This is a genomic window from Streptomyces sp. 1222.5, assembly GCF_900105245.1.
Lineage (GTDB): Bacteria > Actinomycetota > Actinomycetes > Streptomycetales > Streptomycetaceae > Streptomyces > Streptomyces albidocamelliae.
On record NZ_FNSZ01000001.1, the window covers coordinates 3,738,087 to 3,755,063 of the forward strand.

Below are 16,977 nucleotides of genomic sequence, written 5' to 3' on the forward strand. Positions count from 1 at the left end.
CACGCGCGCGTGCGCTTGTACGAAACGGAGCGCAAAGTATCGAGCGCGGCACCGGACTTCGGAAAACCCAAGCCCTTGTAGGGCACAAGAATCACCCAGGGAACAGCAAAATCTAGCCGCGCACCTGTCCCAGCCATTGCAGGGTGCGCCGGATCTCCACGGCCATCGGGTGGCCGGGTCCGTGCAGCCGCTCCACGTCCATCAGCAGCCGCGCGAGCGTGTCGTGCGCGGCCGGCCGGTCGCCCAGGGCGAGCAGAAGATGGCCGATGCGCCGGCGCACCTCGTGCGCGAGCTGCGGGTCGCCGGAGACGTACTGGTTCTCGTAGTACGGCAGCAGCGCGCGGTACTCGGCGAGCGCCGCGGCCGGTTCCCCCAGCTGTTCCAGGCACTGCGCGGCCTCGTAGCGGAAGCGCAGGGACTGGGGGTCGGCCTGGCCGGCCTCGGCGGCGCGTTCGTCGGCCAGCCTGCGCAGTTCGGGCAGGGCGCGCCGGTACTGGCCGTCGTCCATGAGCGTGGCCGCGTACTGCTTGCGCAGCGTGCGCACGACCGGGGAGTGCTCACCGTGCTGTTCGGCGGCGGCGGGCAGGATCGTGCCGAGGATGTCGACGGCCTGGGTGATGCGCCCCTCCCCCAGCAGACGCTTGACCTCGTCCACGGCCGCGGCCACATCGGGCTTCTCGGCCACCGGCGGTGCCGGCACGACGGGGGCGGGCTGCGGCGCGGGGGTCCGCGCCCGGTCCGGCCAAGGGGCGTGCGGGCGCAGGAAGGGGCGCGTCGGGTCCAGTGGCGCCCCGGTGGGTATCCCGCGGGCGGGCAGGAGCAGCGCCAGGTCCTCGTAGACCTCCTGCGCGGACGCCGGCCGGTGCTGCGGATCCTTCGCGAGCAGCCGCAGCACCAGGGTCTCCAGCGCCTCGGGGACCTCGGGACGGATCCGGCGCACCGGCAGCGGGGGCTCGTACAGGTGCCGGTGCAGCACGCCGAGCGCCGTCGAGCCCGCGAACGGCACGTCCCCGCTGAGCAGTTCGTGCAGCAGCACGCCGAGCGCGTACAGGTCGGTGTACGGGCCGACCGCGCCGCCCATCGCCTGCTCGGGCGCCATGTAGGCGGGCGAGCCGATCGGCGAGCCGGTGTGGGTGAGGCGGGTGGTGTCGGTGTCCATGACCGAGGCCACACCCAGGTCGAGGACGGTGACCGTGCCGTCCTGCTTCACCATCACGTTGCGCGGCTTGAGGTCGCGGTGGACGATCGGCACGGCGTGCACGGCGCTCAGCACCGCGCACAGCTGCGCGGCCACCGCGACCGCCCACTGCCACGGGTACGGGTCGTGCTCGGCCAGATGGTCGGACAGGTCGGCGCCGTCCACGTACTGCATGACGAGGAACAACTCCTCGCCCTCACTGCCCGCGTCGTGCACCGTGACCAGGCCGGGGTGGTCGACCTGCGCGGTCACCCGGCACTCGCGCGCGAACCGTCGGCGCAGTTCGTCGGCCTCCTGCCCGGCCACCTTGTCGGGGCGCAGCAGCTTCACCGCCACACGCCGGTCGAGCCGTTTGTCGTAGGCCGTCCAGACCTGGCCCATGCCGCCCTGGCCGATGAGAGTGGAGAGTTCGTACCGGCCGGCGACGACACGTCCCGCCGCCACGGTCACCTGCCGTCCTCGTGGCTGCCGTCCTGCCGGCGCAGGTAGTCGCTGAGCTCGTCGAGTTCGGCGCGGACCTGGTCGATGCGGGCGGGCGCGGGGCGCTGCGGCGGCTGCGGCGGAGTCTGGTGCGGCGGTACGGGGTTCTGCGGCACCGGCGTCTGGTGGAGAGGCGTCTGGTGCGTGGGGGTGTGCTGCGTGGGGGTGTGGTGTGCCGGCGGCTGGGGCACGAAGGGCTGCGGCGCGGGCTGGGTGACCGCGTACGGGGACGGCGCCTGCGGGTAGCCGTACGAGGTGCCCGGCACGGTCGCCGCTCCGGGGGGCGCGTAACCGGCGTACGGCCCGCCCTGGTTGCCCAGCCGTATGTCCATGATCAGGAAGTAGGCGCTGGAGACGGCGCCGAGCAGCAGGACCACGGCGAGGGCGGCGTCGCCCCGGTGGTCGGACTCCTTCACCGAGCCGACTATTGCGAAGCACACGATGGCCAGCGGCAGGCTCGCCCAGGCCGCCGTCCAGTTGAACCACCGGCCGCGCAGGAACGCCACCCGGAACAGCGGCACGCACGCGAGCAGGCCGCACGAGAGGAAACCGGCGGCGGCGAAGAGCACGCGCAGGGTGATGACGGTACTCGCGCTGCGGGTGGGCGGCGGCGCGCCGTGGCCGTACATGACTGCTCCTGGACCGGTGATGCCGATGGGACGGACGAGCGAGCGACGGTTGATGTCGGAGTTCGAGCGTATAGGCCGACACGTGAGAGCGGTCCCGGGTTGCACCGAACCGTTGTCGTACCGATCACTTCGCGGGACCACGACGGGATCGCGCGCGTGCGGGCGGCCGCGGGCGGAGGGGAACCTTCCGGACGGCGGCCGCCCCCGGGCCGGTGGAGGCGGGTGGGCTCGGACGGGGGCGGGCGAGGGCCGGTCGGGGGCTGGAGCCCCCGGTGGGGATACCGGTGGGGGTCGCGGTGGGGCCGCCGGTGTCAGTCCGGTGCCACCGTCCCGTCCGTCAGTCCGTCGTACATGCCGCGCACGAGCTGTTCCCCGAGCCGGCTCGCATGGCGCAGCGCCCGCTCGAACTCGTCGAGCGCGCGGAACCGCGCGCCGTAGCGCCGCTGTTCGTCCAGCGGCAGCCGGGGCAGTTGCAGTCGGCGCACGTCCAGCCGGGTGGCTGTGGAGGCGTAGCTGCTGGCCTGCCGGTTGTTGGCGGTGCCGCGCAGGAAGCCGGCGAGGAACCAGGGGTCGAGCGCCGTGCCGTCGGGACGCAGGAGCACGAGGTTGCGCCCGAGGGCCGCGCCCGCCGTGGCGGCGTCGATCACACGCGCCACCGAACCGCCGCCGAGCACCGGTACGACGACGTCGCCCGGCTCGGTCAGTACGGCCTCCTCCTCGGTCTCCGGAAGCGTGCCCGAGGGTGCCGAGCCGGCGAGGACGTCATGGTCGGTGAGGACGGGCACGCGCGCGGGGCCGCCGTTCCCGCCGGTGCGCATCACCAGGGCGCCCCCGCGCGCGAGTTCGCCGACGGTGGTGAGGGGCCAGCGCGCGGCCGGTGCCGGGTCGGCGGGGGGCGGGGTGAGGTCGGCGGTCAGCCGCAGGGTCGCGCCGAGACGCTCACGCACCGCGCTCAGCTGTTCCGCGCCGTCGGCGACGGCCGGCGGCGGCAGATGCCGGGCGGGGGCCAGGTCCACGTCGTCGTCGAGGAGTTCGATGACGGGCACGGAACGGGCGAGACCGGGCCGATCGTCCAGCCGGCCCGCGCGCGCGAAGGCACGCCAGGCGTCCAGGACCGCGTCCCTCACCGCCGCCCAGTCCGGGCCGCCCCGGCCCTCGGCGGCGAACTTCCCGCTGTCGACGAGCAGCACCTCCGGCGTCGCCGGCGTCCGGTCGGGCCGGCGCAGCACCCACACGTGCAGCGGGATGTTGTACGGCGGTGCCGCGCCGACCGGCAGCGCGACCACGGCCCGGAGCGTGCCCCGGCGCAGCAGGTCGGCGCGGATGCGGCGCCCGGAACGCCGGGAGGCCGCGGCCGGCGGCATGAGCAGGACGGCGGTGCCGCCGTCGGTCAGCCGGGCCAGCGCGTGCTGCACCCAGGCCAGCTCGGACTCGGTGCGTGCGGGGAAGCCGTACTCCCAGCGGGGGTCGTAGGCGAGTTCGTCGTGGCCCCAGTTGCGCTCGTTGAACGGCGGGTGGCACAGGACCGCGTCGGCGCGCAGGCCCGGCCGGGCGTCGGCACGCAGGGAGTCGCCGACGGCCGCGCGTACGTCGGCCCGCGAGTGCAGCGCCAGCCGCAGTGCGGTGAGCGCGGCGAGGTCGGGGGCACCGTCCTGCGCGTACAGCTCCTGCCCGGGGCGGGGGTCGACCGCGCGCAGCAGGGCGCCGGTGCCGCAGGCCGGGTCCAGGACGCTGCGGGCCGGCCCGGCGAGGTCGGCCATGAGCCCGGCGAGGTCGGCCGGGGTGAGCGTGTACTGGCGGGGGTTGGCGTCCAGGTGCCGGCCCAGCAGGAACTCGAACGCCTGCCGCGCCCCCAGATCGGCGGCCAGCTCGGCGGCACCGCGCAGGAGGGGGACGGAGGGGAGGAGCTGGGGGCCGGTGGGGGTGCGCAGGGCGTTCACGGCGGGTGTGACCGTGGAGGCGTTCACAGGCTCCGGCGCTGCGGGGGCGTTCACGGCGGGCGCGGCTGCGCGGGCGTTCACGGCGGGCGCGGCTGCCGGAGCGCTCCCGGGCTGCGTGGGAGCGGGGGTGTTCACGCTTGGCGTGGGCGCCTGCGTGTTCGCCGTTCGGCCTGCCGGTGAGGAGTTCACGTCCGCGCTCGCGGGTGCCGCGTTCACAGCGGGCGCGGGGGACGGCATGTTCACAGTCGGCACCGAGTGCGGTGCGTTCACAGCACTTGCGTCCGGCGCGCTGTTCACAGCCTGTGGGCCGTCGACGGCATTCACGGCCGATGAGGTGCTCGCGGGACGGCCGCCGTGGACCGCGCGGCCGGCTGCGTCACCGAAACGCGGCGTCAGCACCTGGTCCAGCGCGCCGGGCAGGATCGCGGCCAGCCGTTCGTCGGAACCGGCGACGGCGTCGAGCCAGACGGTGGGCCGCTCATGGATCAGCAGCAGTACGCAGCCGGCGTGCACCAGGGCCGTCAACGGGCCCTCGGGATGACCAACGAGCTGCTGCCAGACGCGTTCCCGCAGCGGGACCTCGGCGAGTTTGCCCTGCTTGCGCAGCCATGCCTCGACCTCGGCCAGTGCGAAGGAGGGGCTGGTCTCCGTGCCGCCGACCGGCTTGGGGAAGTCGGCGTGCCGACGGCGCCAGTTGCTGACGGCGGCACGGCCCACTCCGGCGAGCCGCGCGATCCCGGCCGCGGTCACCTCTGTCGCGTTGTCCTGCACCGGCCCCGCTCCCCTCGTCCTGTGTGCGCCGAGCATACCGGCGTACTTGTGATCCCGGCATTCACGGCCGTGTACACACTGAATTGCGTGAACCGTGTTGACTCGGTTCACAGGCTCTGTTCTTATTGACCCAGCGAACGAGCGGTCACCGGAGGGGGCGGCCGCCGCTTTGGGGAGGGATTCGCCATGGGCATGAAGGCCAAGGTCGCGCTGGGCGCCGTCGTGGGGATCGTCGTCATCGGTGCCGTGTCCGCGAACGCCGGCAACGACGGCAAGGACGGCGGTTCCGGCGGCAGCGGCTCGGGCTCTTCGGCCTCCGCCGGGCAGCACACCGACGGCAAGAAGCTCTCGGGGGGCGCGAAGGCGGCCGAGAAGAAGGCCGCCTTCGACGGCGACGGGGAGTACCAGGTCGGTTCCGACGTGAAGCCGGGCACGTACCGCACGACCGGCAACACCGACGACATGTGCTACTGGGAGCGCGCCAAGGACGCCAAGGGCGAGATGGACTCGCTGCTGGCCAACGACAACGTCAGCGGCACGAGTTACGTGACCATCAAGGCCACCGACAAGCTGTTCAAGTCCAGCGGCTGCGCGGACTGGGAGGCCGTCGACCCGAAGGCGAAGGGCAAGCCCGCCTCCTCGATGGACGGCGACGGGGGCATGTTCAGGGTCGGCACGGACATCGCGCCGGGCACCTACCGGTCCACCGGCAATGCCGACGACTCCTGCTACTGGGAGCGCACGAGGGACGCCGAGCACGGGCTGAACTCGATCATCGCGAACAACAACGTGACCGGCAGCGCCGTCGTGACCATCAGCGCGACGGACGCCTACTTCAAGTCGGCCGGCTGCGGCGACTGGAAGAAGGCCTGAGCGCGCAGGCCACCGTCGGGACACGGTGAGGCGCCCGGCCCCCGCGCCGGGCGCCCCGGACCGCCCCGCCCCGACTCGCGCATGCCGCCGGCCCGGTCCCACCGCACCGGCCGCGGCGCACGCTCCACCGACCGAGGCACCGCCCGCCGCACCGCCGTCCGCACCACCCGCTACCCGGCACACCGCACCGTCCGATCCACCACTGGCTCCACCACTCGCTCCATCACCCGGGCCTCCGCTCACCGCACCACTCACGCCGCCACGCCGTGGGGCTCGCGCTCCCGGCCACCGGGTCGCTGCCCACCGCACGCACGGTGGCGGCACCGCTCAACCGCTCATCACTTCTCTCAACAAGGAATTGCCATGCGCCGTACCGCACTTGCCGCCCTCTGTCTCGCCGCCGCGGCCACCGCGGGACTCACCGGCTGTCTGCCGGGGCAGGACTCGGCGGACAGCAAGCCGAAGGGCCCGTTCGCCGGGCTGAGCGGCGGCCAGATCGCCGATCGGGCCGTCAAGGCCACCAAGGCGGCCTCCTCGCTGCGGATGAAGGGCGAGGTCACCGACGACGAGAGCAAGGGCACCATCAAGATCGACCTGGCGCTCGACAAGAAGGGCGAGTGCGCCGGCACGATGAGCATGGGCGGCCAGGGCAAGGCCGATCTGATCAAGACGGGCGACACCGTCTACATGAAGTACGACGAGGCGTTCCTGCGCGCCCAGAGCAAGGGCGAGTCCAAGGCCGGCACGGACGCCGCGGTGGCGATGCTGGCGGGCAAGTGGTCCAAGATGTCCCTGAAGGGGCAGGACGCCAAGGACATGGCGAGCCTGTGCGACCTGGACTCGGTGCTCGGCGGGATGGACGACACCGGCAACGGCACCACCGCCCGCGGGAAGACCACCGAGTCCGACGGGACGCCGGTGATCACGCTGCACGAGAAGGACGGCAAGGACCGGTACACCGCGTACGTGGCGACCGAGGGCAAGCCGTACCTGGTGCGTATCGACAAGACCTCCGGCACCGACGGGCCGCAGCACCTGTCCTTCACCGACTACGGCAAGCCGGTCCCGGCGCAGAAGCCCGCCGGTGACGTCATCGACCTGGACGCGCTGGGCGGCTGACGCCCGGCCCGGCGCAGGGTCACAGCGGGTGGCCCTGCGCCGGGCTCGACGCAGGCGGCATGCCCGCGCTCCGGTTCGCAGCGGACCTGGACCGGCGTGCCGGGCGTTGTCAGTGCGCCCGGAAGCGCTTCGGTGCCTCGGTCGGGTTGCCGCCCGAGGGGAGCTTCTGCTTCGGGCAGGTGGCGAGGACCTTCTTCATGGCGGTCTTCTCGGCGGCGGTGACCCACAGGCCGTACTTCTTCTTGACCGCCACCTGGGCGGCGACGTAGGTGCAGCGGTAGGTCTTGTTCGGCGGGAGCCAGGTGGCCGTGTCGCCGTCTCCCTTGCCGCGGTTGGTGCTCGCGTCGACGGCGATGAGGTTGAGGGGGTCGTTGGCGAGGGCTATCCGCTTGCTGGGGGCCCAGTACTTGGCCCCCTTCTGCCAGGCGTCCGACAGGGCGACGACGTGGTCGATGTCGACCTGGCTGCGGCCGCGCCGGTAGGTGATCTCCTTGCCGGAGTACGGGTCCGGGTCGAGCAGGCCGTAGGTGACCTTGCAGGTGCCGCCGGTGTACCTCACCTCCTTCAGGTCGCGCTTGAGGATGTCGTCGCGGGTGTCGCAGGAGTTGGAGTCGGTGTCCGCCCAGGCGGTGCCGAACCGCTCGCGGTCGTAACCGGTCTTCGGCGCACGCCCCTTGACGGTGAGTGAGTCGGCGGCCTTCAGGGCCGCGCCTCCGCCGCCCGTCTCCTCGGGGCCGGACGCCCCGCCGGTCTGCTCGACCTTGCAGCCGGTCACGGCGACCAGCACGGCCACGGCTGTGACCGCCCCGCCCCTCAGACGCGTCACGGTGCGCCCTCCTTGCTCGCCCTGTCCGCCCCTCGGCCGGCGGCGGATCGTTCCGTCCCACGGTAACCGCCCTTCCGTTGACGGAGGATGGGGCGCAATGGGGTGATTGGCGGGCAAGGCGGGCCCTGGTGGCGTCACCTGACGTCGCGACGGGGGAGCACGGCTGCCGGCTGCGTGCGCCCGCTCACACCTTGCCTATGCCGAGGGTGGATTCCGAGGGGAGCAGTCCGGTGGACAGGACGGCGACCCAGTAGTCGCCGAGGAGTTCGGTGAGGCGGTCGACGCCGGTCCTGCCGAGGGTCTGCCAGGGGGCGGCGGCAAGACGGTCGGTGTCCTCCTCCACGCGTCGGCGCAGGGCGAGGCCCTCCTGCGTGGCCGTACCGTCCGGGGTGAGGAGCCCGCGGCCGGCCAGGCGGGCACCGGCGGCCGACCACTGCTCGGGACGCCAGCCGCGGCTCTCGAACCGCTCGGCGGAGGCGGCACCGATCGCGGCGAAGGAGACCAGGGACTCGACGGGGTCGAGGTCCGCGAGGAGCAGGGCGGCGAGATGGCCGTCACCCCGGTGTTCACGCAGGATCGTGGCGGCGTGCCACAACTGCAGGTGCGGGGCCTCGGGCCAGGCCAGTGCGGCGTTGGCCGCGGCGAGCGGGCGGCCCGCCGTGCCGGCCGCCTCGGCCGCGCGCCGGGCGAGGGCGGCGGCCTCGGCCAGTTCGGGGCGGTCGACCCGGTCGCCCAGGATCGCGCGGTAGGCCCGGTCGATGCCGCGCAGGCGCGCGTCCAGCACCTGCTGCGGACTCGCGACGTCCCAGGCGCGTTCGATGTGTTCGGCGACCATGTGCGGCGCGAAGCTGTAGAAGGCGGAGGTCACCCGCTCCGGTCCGGCCGCACCCAACGGGGCCGCGCGCAGCGGGAAGTAGCTCGGCCAGCGGTCGGTCGGGGCGTAGCCCAGTGCGGCCGACTCCTCGAAGACCTCGGGCGCGTAGTACAGCAGCGCGTGCAACGGCTCCAGCAGGTGCCACAACTGGCGGGCCCGCGCCGCCGGCACCGCCTCCGCGCCCACGGCCGCACCCGCGGCCGTCACCCCTGTCGCCGTCCCCTTGCCGGTCCGCTCGGACATGACGCGTCTCCTCCCCCGTGTGCGACCCGTTCGGCCACACCTGAACTTGACACTGACTAGATTGCCGGGCGCGGCCGAACTTGTCAATGCCTAGATTTGGCGTACGCTGCTTGCCATGAGTCCCGCGAAGTCCCCGGCCGCGTCGCAGCGGTCGTACCACCACGGTGATCTGCGCCGTGCCGTACTCACGGCCGCGCTGGAGGTCATCGCGGCCGACGGCCCCTCGGCCCTGAGCCTGCGCGATCTGGCGCGCCGGGCCGGGGTCTCGCACGCGGCGCCCGCGCACCACTTCAAGGACCGCGCCGGGCTCCTCACCGCGATCGCCGCCGAGGGCTACGGCCTTCTGGCACAGGCGCTCGCGGACGCCCGCGACCTTCGGGAGGCGGGCGTGCGCTACGTGCGCTTCGCCCGCGAACACCCGGCGCACTTCGAGGTGATGTTCACCCCCGGGCTGCTGCGCGGGGACGACCTGGAGCTCTCCACCGCCCGGGCGCTGGCCGCCGACGCCCTGCGCACGGCGGTCTCCGCGGTCGATCCCGGCGACCGCGGCCAGGACGCCGGCCTGGCCGGGGTGGCCGCCTGGTCCCTGGCCCATGGCTTCGCCACGCTGCTGCTCGGCCGCAATCTGGACACGGCCGTCGGCGACCGGGACCCGGAAGAGGTGTTCCACACGCTGGCGGGCATGCTGTTCCACTCGGCCGGCCCGGACCAGCGCCAGGGCTGACCGGCCGGCGCCAGGCGCCGGCGTCGGCCGCCCGGTGGCCGGAGGACGGTACGGTCCCGCCCTCCGGCCGCCTCCCTACGACCCCAGCACGGAGGCCAGGAACTCCCCGACCCAGCCGAGCAGTTCGCGTCCGACCAGCGGCTTGCCGCCGACCTTCGCGGTCTTCGGGCGCGGCACCAGCACCTGGTGCGCGGTCGGCTTGATGACCGTGCCCGGGTAGAGCCGCTTGAGCCGCAGTTCCTGCGACTCGCGCAACTCCACCGGCGCGAAGCGGATGTTCGTGCCCTGGAGGACGATCTCGCCGACGCCGCACGCGCGCGCGAGCATCCGCAGCCCGGCCACCAGCAGCAGGTTCTCCACCGGTTCGGGCAGCTTGCCGTAGCGGTCGGTGAGTTCCTCGCGGACGGCCTTGACGTCCTCCTCGGAGTTCGCGGAGGCGATGGCCCGGTAGGCCTGCAGTCGCAGCCGCTCGCCGGGGGCGTAGTCGTGCGGGACGTGCGCGTCGACGGGCAGCTCGATCTTGACCTCGAGCGGAGCCTCCTCCTCGGCCTCGCCGGTCTCCAGCTGACGCCGGTAGTCGGCGACGGCCTCGCCGACCATGCGGACGTACAGATCGAAGCCGACGCCCGCGATGTGCCCGGACTGCTCGCCGCCGAGCAGGTTTCCGGCGCCGCGGATCTCCAGGTCCTTCATCGCGACGTACATGCCCGCGCCCATCTCCGTGTGCTGGGCGATGGTCGCGAGGCGTTCGTGCGCGGTCTCGGTGAGCGGCTTCTCCGGCGGGTAGAGGAAGTAGGCGTAACCGCGCTCCCGGCCCCGGCCGACGCGACCGCGCAGCTGGTGCAGCTGGGACAGGCCGAAGTTGTCGCCGCGCTCCACGATCAGGGTGTTGGCGTTGGAGATGTCGATGCCGGACTCGACGATCGTGGTGGACACCAGGACGTCGAACTTCTTCTCCCAGAAGTCGACGACCACCTGCTCCAGCGCGGACTCCGACATCTGGCCGTGGGCGGTCGCGATGCGCGCCTCGGGGACGATCTCGCGCAGGCGCGCCGCCGCGCGGTCGATGGACTCGACCCGGTTGTGGATGTAGAAGACCTGGCCCTCGCGCAGCAGTTCACGGCGGATGGCGGCGCCGATCTGCCTCTCCTCGTACGGCCCGACGAAGGTCAGCACCGGGTGCCGCTCCTCGGGGGGCGTGGTGATCGTGGACATCTCGCGGATGCCGGTGACCGCCATCTCCAGGGTGCGCGGGATGGGCGTGGCCGACATGGTCAGCACGTCGACGTTGGCGCGGAGCTTCTTCAGCTGCTCCTTGTGCTCGACGCCGAAGCGCTGTTCCTCGTCGACGATGACCAGGCCCAGGTCCTTGAACTTGGTCTCGGAGGAGAACAGCCGATGGGTGCCGATGACGACGTCGACCGCGCCGTCCTTCAGGCCCTCCAGGACGCCCTTGGCCTCGGTGTCGGTCTGGAAGCGGGAGAGGGCCTTCACGTTCACCGGGAACTGCCCGTACCGCTCGGAGAAGGTGCCGAAGTGCTGCTGCACCAGCAGGGTGGTGGGCACGAGGACGGCGACCTGCTTGCCGTCCTGCACGGCCTTGAAGGCGGCCCGTACGGCGATCTCGGTCTTGCCGTAGCCGACGTCGCCGCAGATCAGACGGTCCATGGGGACGGACTTCTCCATGTCCTCCTTGACCTCGGCGATGGTGGTGAGCTGGTCGGGGGTCTCCGCGTAGGGGAAGGCGTCCTCCAGCTCGCGCTGCCACGGTGTGTCGCCGCCGAAGGCGTGGCCGGGGGCGGCCATCCGCGCGCTGTACAGCTTGATCAGGTCGGCGGCGATCTCCTTGACGGCCTTCTTCGCGCGGGCCTTGGTCTTGGTCCAGTCCGCGCCGCCCAGGCGGTGCAGGGTGGGGGCCTCGCCGCCGACGTACTTGGTGATCTGCTCCAGCTGGTCGGTGGGGATGTAGAGGCGGTCGCCGGGCTGGCCGCGCTTGGCGGGCGCGTACTCGACGACCAGGTACTCGCGGGTGGCGCCCTGCACGGTGCGCTGCACCATCTCGATGTAGCGGCCGACTCCGTGCTGTTCGTGGACGATGTAGTCGCCCGGCTCCAGGGTGAGCGGGTCGATGGTCTTGCGGCGGCGGGCCGGCATGCGGGCGCCGTCCTTGCTGGCGGTGCGCTGCCCGGACAGGTCGGTCTCGGTGAGCACGGCGAGCTTGAGCGCCGGGTCCACGAAGCCGTACTCGACGCAGCCGCAGGAGACGTGCACCACGGAGGGGCTCAGGGCGTCGAGGTCGGCGTCCAGGCGGGCGGCGATGCCCTCGCCGCCGAGGACCTCCACGGTACGGGCGGCGGGCCCGTGGCCCTCGGTGACGAAGACCGTGCGCCAGCCGTCGGCGAGCCAGCCCTTGGTGTCGGCGAGGGCCCGCGCGGTGTCGCCGCGGTAGGTCTCGGGGGCGTGCATGCCGAGTCTGAGGGTGTCCCCGTCGAGGACGTCCGGTTCGAGGTCCGCCGCGAACGGCGACACCGACCACCACATCATGTCCAGGTCGCGCGCGCGGTCGCGGACGTCGGCGATGGACCACAGGGAGGCCGCGTCGACGTCGATGGGTGCCTCGCCGCCGCCCGCGGTGGCCGCCCAGGAGGCCTGCAGGAACTCCTGGGAGGTGGCGACCAGGTCGGCGGCGCGCGTGCGGACCCGCTCCGGGTCGCAGACGACGGCCATGGCGCCCTTGGGCAGGACGTCGATCAGCAGCTCCATGTCGTCGACGAGGACGGGGGCGAGGGACTCCATGCCCTCGACGGCGATGCCCTCGGCGATCTTGTTCAGCAGTTCGCCGAGCTCGGGGTGCTCCTCGGCGAGGGCACGCGCGCGTGCCCGGACGTCCTCGGTCAGCAGCAGTTCGCGGCAGGGCGGGGCCCACAGGCCGTGCTCGGCGACTTCGAGAGAGCGCTGGTCGGCGACCTTGAAGTAGCGGATCTCCTCGACGTCGTCGCCCCAGAACTCGATGCGCAGGGGGTGTTCCTCAGTGGGCGGGAACACGTCGAGGATGCCGCCGCGCACGGCGAACTCGCCGCGCTTCTCGACGAGCTCCACGCGCGCGTAGGCGGCGGCCGCGAGGGCTTCGACGACGTCGTTCAGGTCGGCGTTCTGTCCGGCGCGCAGGGATACCGGTTCCAGGTCGCCGAGGCCCTTGACCTGCGGCTGGAGGACGGAGCGCACGGGCGCCACGACCACGGAGACCGGGCCGGTCTCGGGGTCGTCGGGGCGGGGGTGGGCGAGGCGGCGCAGCACGGCGAGGCGGCGGCCCACGGTGTCGCTGCGGGGGCTGAGCCGCTCGTGCGGGAGGGTCTCCCAGGAGGGGTACTCCACGACGCCCTCGGGGGGCAGCAGCGAGCGCAGGGCCGCCGCGAGGTCCTCGGCCTCCCGGCCGGTCGCCGTCACGGCCAGCACCGGGCGGGCGGCCTCGCGGGCCAGGGCGGCGATCGCGAAGGGGCGGGCCGCCGGGGGGCCGACGAGGTCGACGTGCATGCGGTTGCCGTCCGCGGCGGCCTTGATCGCTTCCGCGAGAGCGGTGTCCTTGACGACGGCGTCGAGCAGACCGTGCAGACTCATGGAGGGTTTTTTCCGTCCCGATGGGTGGGCAACACGAACGACCCGACACGTGTGACGGCCGGGGTTGTCCAGCGTACGACTCCGTCGGCGTTGCCGTCGGAGCCTGTGGACAACTCCGCCGTCGGGTGGCAGGTGCCCGGCCGGGTGGAAGGCCCCACGACGGCCGAAAACCCGGTGCCGGGAAGTCCTGGCTGGACTTCCCGGCACCGGGCACTCCCCCGCAACCCCCGTGTGCGGTGGTCGTCGGCTCGCGCGGCTACTCCGTCGCGATCGCGTTCAGCACGTTCATCCGTCCCGCCCGGAAGGCCGGGATCAGCGCGGCGAACAGTCCCACGAAGGCCGAGCCGACGAAGACGGCGATGATCGTCGGCCACGGGATCTCCAGGACCTTCAGGCCCTGGAGGGCCAGGAGCTTCTGCGCGGTCGCGCCCCAGCCCATGCCCAGTCCGAGGCCGAGCAGGGCGCCGAAGACGGCGATCACGACGGACTCCAGGCGGATCATGCGGCGCAGCTGGCGGCGGGAGAGGCCGATGGCCCGCATGAGGCCGATCTCCCGGGTCCGCTCGACGACCGAGAGGGCCAGGGTGTTCACCACACCGAGGACCGCGACGATGATCGCGAGCGCCAGCAGGCCGTAGATCATGTTGAGCAGCTGGCCGATCTGGTCCTTCAGCGCCTTCTTGTAGTCGGTCTGGTCGCGGACGGTCAGCTCGGGGTAGTCGTGCAGCGCGGTCTTGAGCGCCTTGTAGGCGGCGGCCTGCTGCCCGTCCTCGGCGGAGGCGAAGAGCAGCTGGTTGAGCGGCATCCGACCGGCGGGGACGTACTTGGCCATGGTGGCGACGGAGGTGTACATCGCACCCTTGTCGATGACGGTGTCGTCGCTGGTGATCGCCCGTACGGTCAGGTGGGCGGCGGTGGTGCCGTTCTGGAAGGCGACGGTGATCCGGGAGCCGAGGTGGATGCCGTGGTCCTCGGCGAACTTCTCGTGGACCGACATCGAGTCGGGCAGGTAAGCGTCCTTGAGGTCGCCGGCGACCGTCTTGGTCCGCAGGTCGGTCGCGTAGGACGGGTCCGCCCCCGTGATGTCGGTCTTCTCCAGGGTCTTGCCGTCCGGGGTGGTGAAGGCGGCGCTGGTCGGCCGGTACTCGGTGACCCGCGCGAGGCCCGGGACGGACTTGACGGCCGCGACCTCGTCCGCCTTGATCAGCTGCTCGTTGTCGGGCGAGATGATGAAGTCGGTGCCGACGGTCTTGTCGAGCTGGTCGGTGGCGGAGGCCACCATGGAGGAGCCGACGACGGACAGGCAGGCCACCAGGGCCAGGCCGATCATGAGGGCGGCGCCGGTCGCGCCGGTGCGGCGCGGGTTGCGCAGGGCGTTGCGCTCGGCCATCCGTCCGACGGGGCCGAAGATCCGCAGGATGACCACGCCGAGGACGCGCACCAGGCCGCCGGCGAGGACCGGGCCGATGACGACGAAGCCGATCAGTGTCAGCACCACGCCGAGGCCCAGCCAGCCCGAGCCGGTCGTGGCCTTGTCCGCGGTGGCGGCGACGTACAGGCTCCAGCCGCCGGCGCCGGTGAGGACCAGTCCGACGACCGCGCGGACGATGCCGGCCTTGGCGTCGGCGGGGGTGCCGGCGTCGCGCAGGGCGGCCATCGGGGAGATCTTGCCGGCGCGGCGGGCGGGCAGGTAGGCGGCGAGGACGGTGACGACCACGCCGAGGAGCAGGCCGAGCGCCGGGGTCGTCCAGGCCACCGTCAGGTCGTCGGTGGACAGGTGCATGCCCATCTGGCCCATGAGCTTCATGAGGCCGACCGCGATGCCGACGCCGGCGGCGACGCCGAGGGCGGAGCCGATCACGCCGAGGAGCAGGGCCTCGAGCAGCACGGAGCGGTTGACCTGTTTGCGGGAGGAGCCGATGGCGCGCATCAGGCCGATCTCCCGGGTGCGCTGGGCGACCAGCATGGAGAAAGTGTTGATGATCAGGAAGATGCCGACCAGGAAGGCGATACCGGCGAAGCCGAGCATCGCGTACTTCATGACGTTCAGGAAGCTCTGGACGCTCTTCTGGTTGGCGTCGGCGACCTCCTTGGCGGTCTGCACCTTGTAGGCGTGTCCGAGGGCGGCGAGCACGTCCTTCTTCAGCTGCGCGTCGCTCACGCCCTGGGCGGCGGTGACGTTGACGTTGGTGTAGACGCCGCTCTCGCCGACGAGGGCCCGCTGGGCGGTCTTGGTGTCCAGGTAGAAGATGGCCGCGCCGGGGTTGGTGACCTTGAAGGCGGCGATGCCGGAGACGCGCGCGTGCCGGGTGCCGACGGCCGAGATCAGGCCGATGTCGTCGCCGAGCTTCAGGTGGTGCTTGTCGGCGGTGTCGGCGTCGACCATCACCTCGTCCGGGCCCTTGGGCGCCGCTCCGGTGGTGATCTTCATGGTGCGGGCGTCGTTGCCGTTCCAGCTGCCGACGATGGTGGGCGCGCCGCTGCTGGGCGACAGCTTGTCCTTGTCGCCGTCCACGACGGTGACGGAGGTGGAGAACACGGTGCCCTCTGCCGACTTCACGCCGTGGGCGTCGCGGATCTTGCCGATCACGGAGGCCGGGATCACCGGCGGCTTGCCGGTGCGGGAGGTGGTCTGGCCGGTGTCGGAGGAGCCCTTGGCGCTGACCGTCACGTCCGAGGCGGTGGCCTGGAACAGCTTGTCGAAGGTGGTGTTCATCGTGTCGGTGAACACGAGGGTGCCGCAGACGAAGGCCACCGAGAGCAGCACGGCGACCGCCGACAGCGCCATGCGGCCCTTGTGCGCGAAGAAGTTGCGCATCGAGGTCTTCAGGACGGTCATGACGTACGCCCCCGGGCGTCGAAGTCCTTCATGCGGTCGAGGACCTGTTCGGCCGTCGGCTGGTACATCTCGTCGACGATGCGGCCGTCGGCGAGGTAGAGCACACGGTCGGCGTAGGAGGCGGCCACGGGGTCGTGGGTGACCATCACGATGGTCTGGCCGAGTTCGTCCACGGAGCGGCGCAGGAAGCCCAGCACCTCGGCGCCGGCGCGCGAGTCGAGGTTTCCGGTCGGCTCGTCACCGAAGATGATCTCCGGCCGGGCGGCGAGGGCGCGGGCCACGGCGACGCGCTGCTGCTGGCCGCCGGATAGCTGGGTGGGCCGGTGCTTGAGCCGTCCGGCGAGCCCGACGGTCTCCACGACCCGGTCCAGCCAGGCCCTGTCCGGCTTGCGGCCGGCGATGTCCATGGGCAGCGTGATGTTCTCCAGCGCGTTCAGCGTCGGCAGCAGGTTGAACGCCTGGAAGATGAACCCGATCCGGTCCCGGCGCAGCTGCGTGAGCTTCTTGTCCTTCAGGCCGGTGATCTCGGTCTCGTCCAGGTAGATCTGACCGCTCGTCACGGTGTCCAGGCCGGCGAGGCAGTGCATCAGGGTGGACTTGCCGGACCCCGAGGGGCCCATGATCGCGGTGAACTGGCCGCGGGCGATGTCCACGTCCACGTGGTCCAGGGCGACGACACGGGTCTCGCCGGACCCGTACGCCTTCACGACCTGCCGCGCTCGCGCGGCAACGGCCGTACGCCCTCCAGTGCCCCCGTGCCTGGGAATGGTCACAGCCGATGTCACGTAAGTCTCCTATGTCGAATGGCAGGTGCGTGGCTCGGTGCTCCGGTGTGCCGAAGCG

The 16,977-nt window shown here is 72.3% G+C and carries 11 protein-coding genes; 3 read left to right on the plus strand and 8 right to left on the minus strand.

What is annotated here, in order from left to right:
- Nucleotides 1-112: 112 nt before the first annotated feature.
- The 3 genes from BLW57_RS16680 to BLW57_RS16690 all read right to left on the minus strand — a co-directional run bounded on the left by BLW57_RS16680 (nt 113) and on the right by BLW57_RS16690 (nt 5,018).
- Entirely contained in the window at nt 113-1,648 is a 1,536-nt protein-coding gene (locus BLW57_RS16680; protein WP_093475463.1) for a serine/threonine-protein kinase, read from the minus strand.
- Nucleotides 1,645-2,307 (minus strand): hypothetical protein, encoded by a 663-nt coding sequence (locus BLW57_RS16685; protein WP_093475465.1) that lies wholly within the window; start codon nt 2,305-2,307, stop codon nt 1,645-1,647. Before BLW57_RS16685 ends, BLW57_RS16680 begins: the two co-directional genes overlap by 4 nt.
- Nucleotides 2,308-2,618: 311 nt before the next feature.
- On the minus strand, nt 2,619-5,018 hold the full coding sequence (locus BLW57_RS16690) for an N-6 DNA methylase (protein WP_093475466.1): 2,400 nt from the start codon (nt 5,016-5,018) through the stop codon (nt 2,619-2,621).
- 186 nt (nt 5,019-5,204) lie between these two features.
- Between BLW57_RS16690 and BLW57_RS16695 the strand changes: the two genes are divergently transcribed.
- On the plus strand, nt 5,205-5,891 hold the full coding sequence (locus tag BLW57_RS16695) for a hypothetical protein (RefSeq protein ID WP_093475468.1): 687 nt from the start codon (nt 5,205-5,207) through the stop codon (nt 5,889-5,891).
- Nucleotides 5,892-6,254: 363 nt separating this feature from the next.
- Nucleotides 6,255-7,010: a hypothetical protein gene (locus tag BLW57_RS16700; RefSeq protein ID WP_093475469.1), complete on the plus strand. Its 756-nt coding sequence runs from the start codon at nt 6,255-6,257 to the stop codon at nt 7,008-7,010.
- 109 nt (nt 7,011-7,119) lie between these two features.
- Here BLW57_RS16700 and BLW57_RS16705 read toward each other — a convergent pair whose 3' ends face one another.
- Together BLW57_RS16705 and BLW57_RS16710 are read right to left on the minus strand one after the other, a co-directional pair.
- The gene (locus BLW57_RS16705; RefSeq protein WP_093475471.1) at nt 7,120-7,836 is read right to left on the minus strand and encodes an HNH endonuclease family protein; all 717 of its coding nucleotides are present in this window, start codon (nt 7,834-7,836) and stop codon (nt 7,120-7,122) included.
- Nucleotides 7,837-8,020: 184 nt separating this feature from the next.
- Nucleotides 8,021-8,953, minus strand: coding sequence for an SCO6745 family protein (locus BLW57_RS16710; protein WP_256339499.1), 933 nt, complete (start codon nt 8,951-8,953; stop codon nt 8,021-8,023).
- A gap of 115 nt (nt 8,954-9,068) precedes the next feature.
- Between BLW57_RS16710 and BLW57_RS16715 the strand changes: the two genes are divergently transcribed.
- Nucleotides 9,069-9,677 (plus strand): TetR/AcrR family transcriptional regulator, encoded by a 609-nt coding sequence (locus tag BLW57_RS16715; protein ID WP_093475472.1) that lies wholly within the window; start codon nt 9,069-9,071, stop codon nt 9,675-9,677.
- A 75-nt stretch (nt 9,678-9,752) separates the two neighbouring features.
- On the opposite strand, the gene mfd is transcribed toward BLW57_RS16715, so the two are convergent.
- The 3 genes from mfd to BLW57_RS16730 all read right to left on the minus strand — a co-directional run bounded on the left by mfd (nt 9,753) and on the right by BLW57_RS16730 (nt 16,919).
- Nucleotides 9,753-13,295, minus strand: coding sequence for a transcription-repair coupling factor (gene mfd, locus BLW57_RS16720; protein ID WP_093475474.1), 3,543 nt, complete (start codon nt 13,293-13,295; stop codon nt 9,753-9,755).
- 256 nt (nt 13,296-13,551) lie between these two features.
- Complete coding sequence (locus BLW57_RS16725) at nt 13,552-16,134, minus strand: ABC transporter permease (RefSeq protein WP_093475475.1); 2,583 nt, start codon at nt 16,132-16,134, stop codon at nt 13,552-13,554.
- Entirely contained in the window at nt 16,131-16,919 is a 789-nt protein-coding gene (locus BLW57_RS16730; RefSeq protein WP_093475477.1) for an ABC transporter ATP-binding protein, read from the minus strand. The genes BLW57_RS16725 and BLW57_RS16730 overlap by 4 nt, the downstream gene beginning before the upstream one ends.
- Between the last annotated feature and the right edge of the window lie 58 nt (nt 16,920-16,977).

Excerpts from the sequence above, each read along its gene's own strand:
- BLW57_RS16715 (WP_093475472.1), top strand. The coding sequence starts at position 9,069 with ATGAGTCCCGCGAAGTCCCCGGCCGCGTCGCAGCGGTCGTACCACCAC.
- BLW57_RS16725 (WP_093475475.1), bottom strand. The coding sequence starts at position 16,134 with ATGACCGTCCTGAAGACCTCGATGCGCAACTTCTTCGCGCACAAGGGC.
- BLW57_RS16710 (WP_256339499.1), bottom strand. The coding sequence starts at position 8,953 with ATGTCCGAGCGGACCGGCAAGGGGACGGCGACAGGGGTGACGGCCGCG.
- BLW57_RS16700 (WP_093475469.1), top strand. The coding sequence starts at position 6,255 with ATGCGCCGTACCGCACTTGCCGCCCTCTGTCTCGCCGCCGCGGCCACC.
- BLW57_RS16685 (WP_093475465.1), bottom strand. The coding sequence starts at position 2,307 with ATGTACGGCCACGGCGCGCCGCCGCCCACCCGCAGCGCGAGTACCGTC.
- mfd (WP_093475474.1), bottom strand. The coding sequence starts at position 13,295 with ATGAGTCTGCACGGTCTGCTCGACGCCGTCGTCAAGGACACCGCTCTC.
- BLW57_RS16695 (WP_093475468.1), top strand. The coding sequence starts at position 5,205 with ATGGGCATGAAGGCCAAGGTCGCGCTGGGCGCCGTCGTGGGGATCGTC.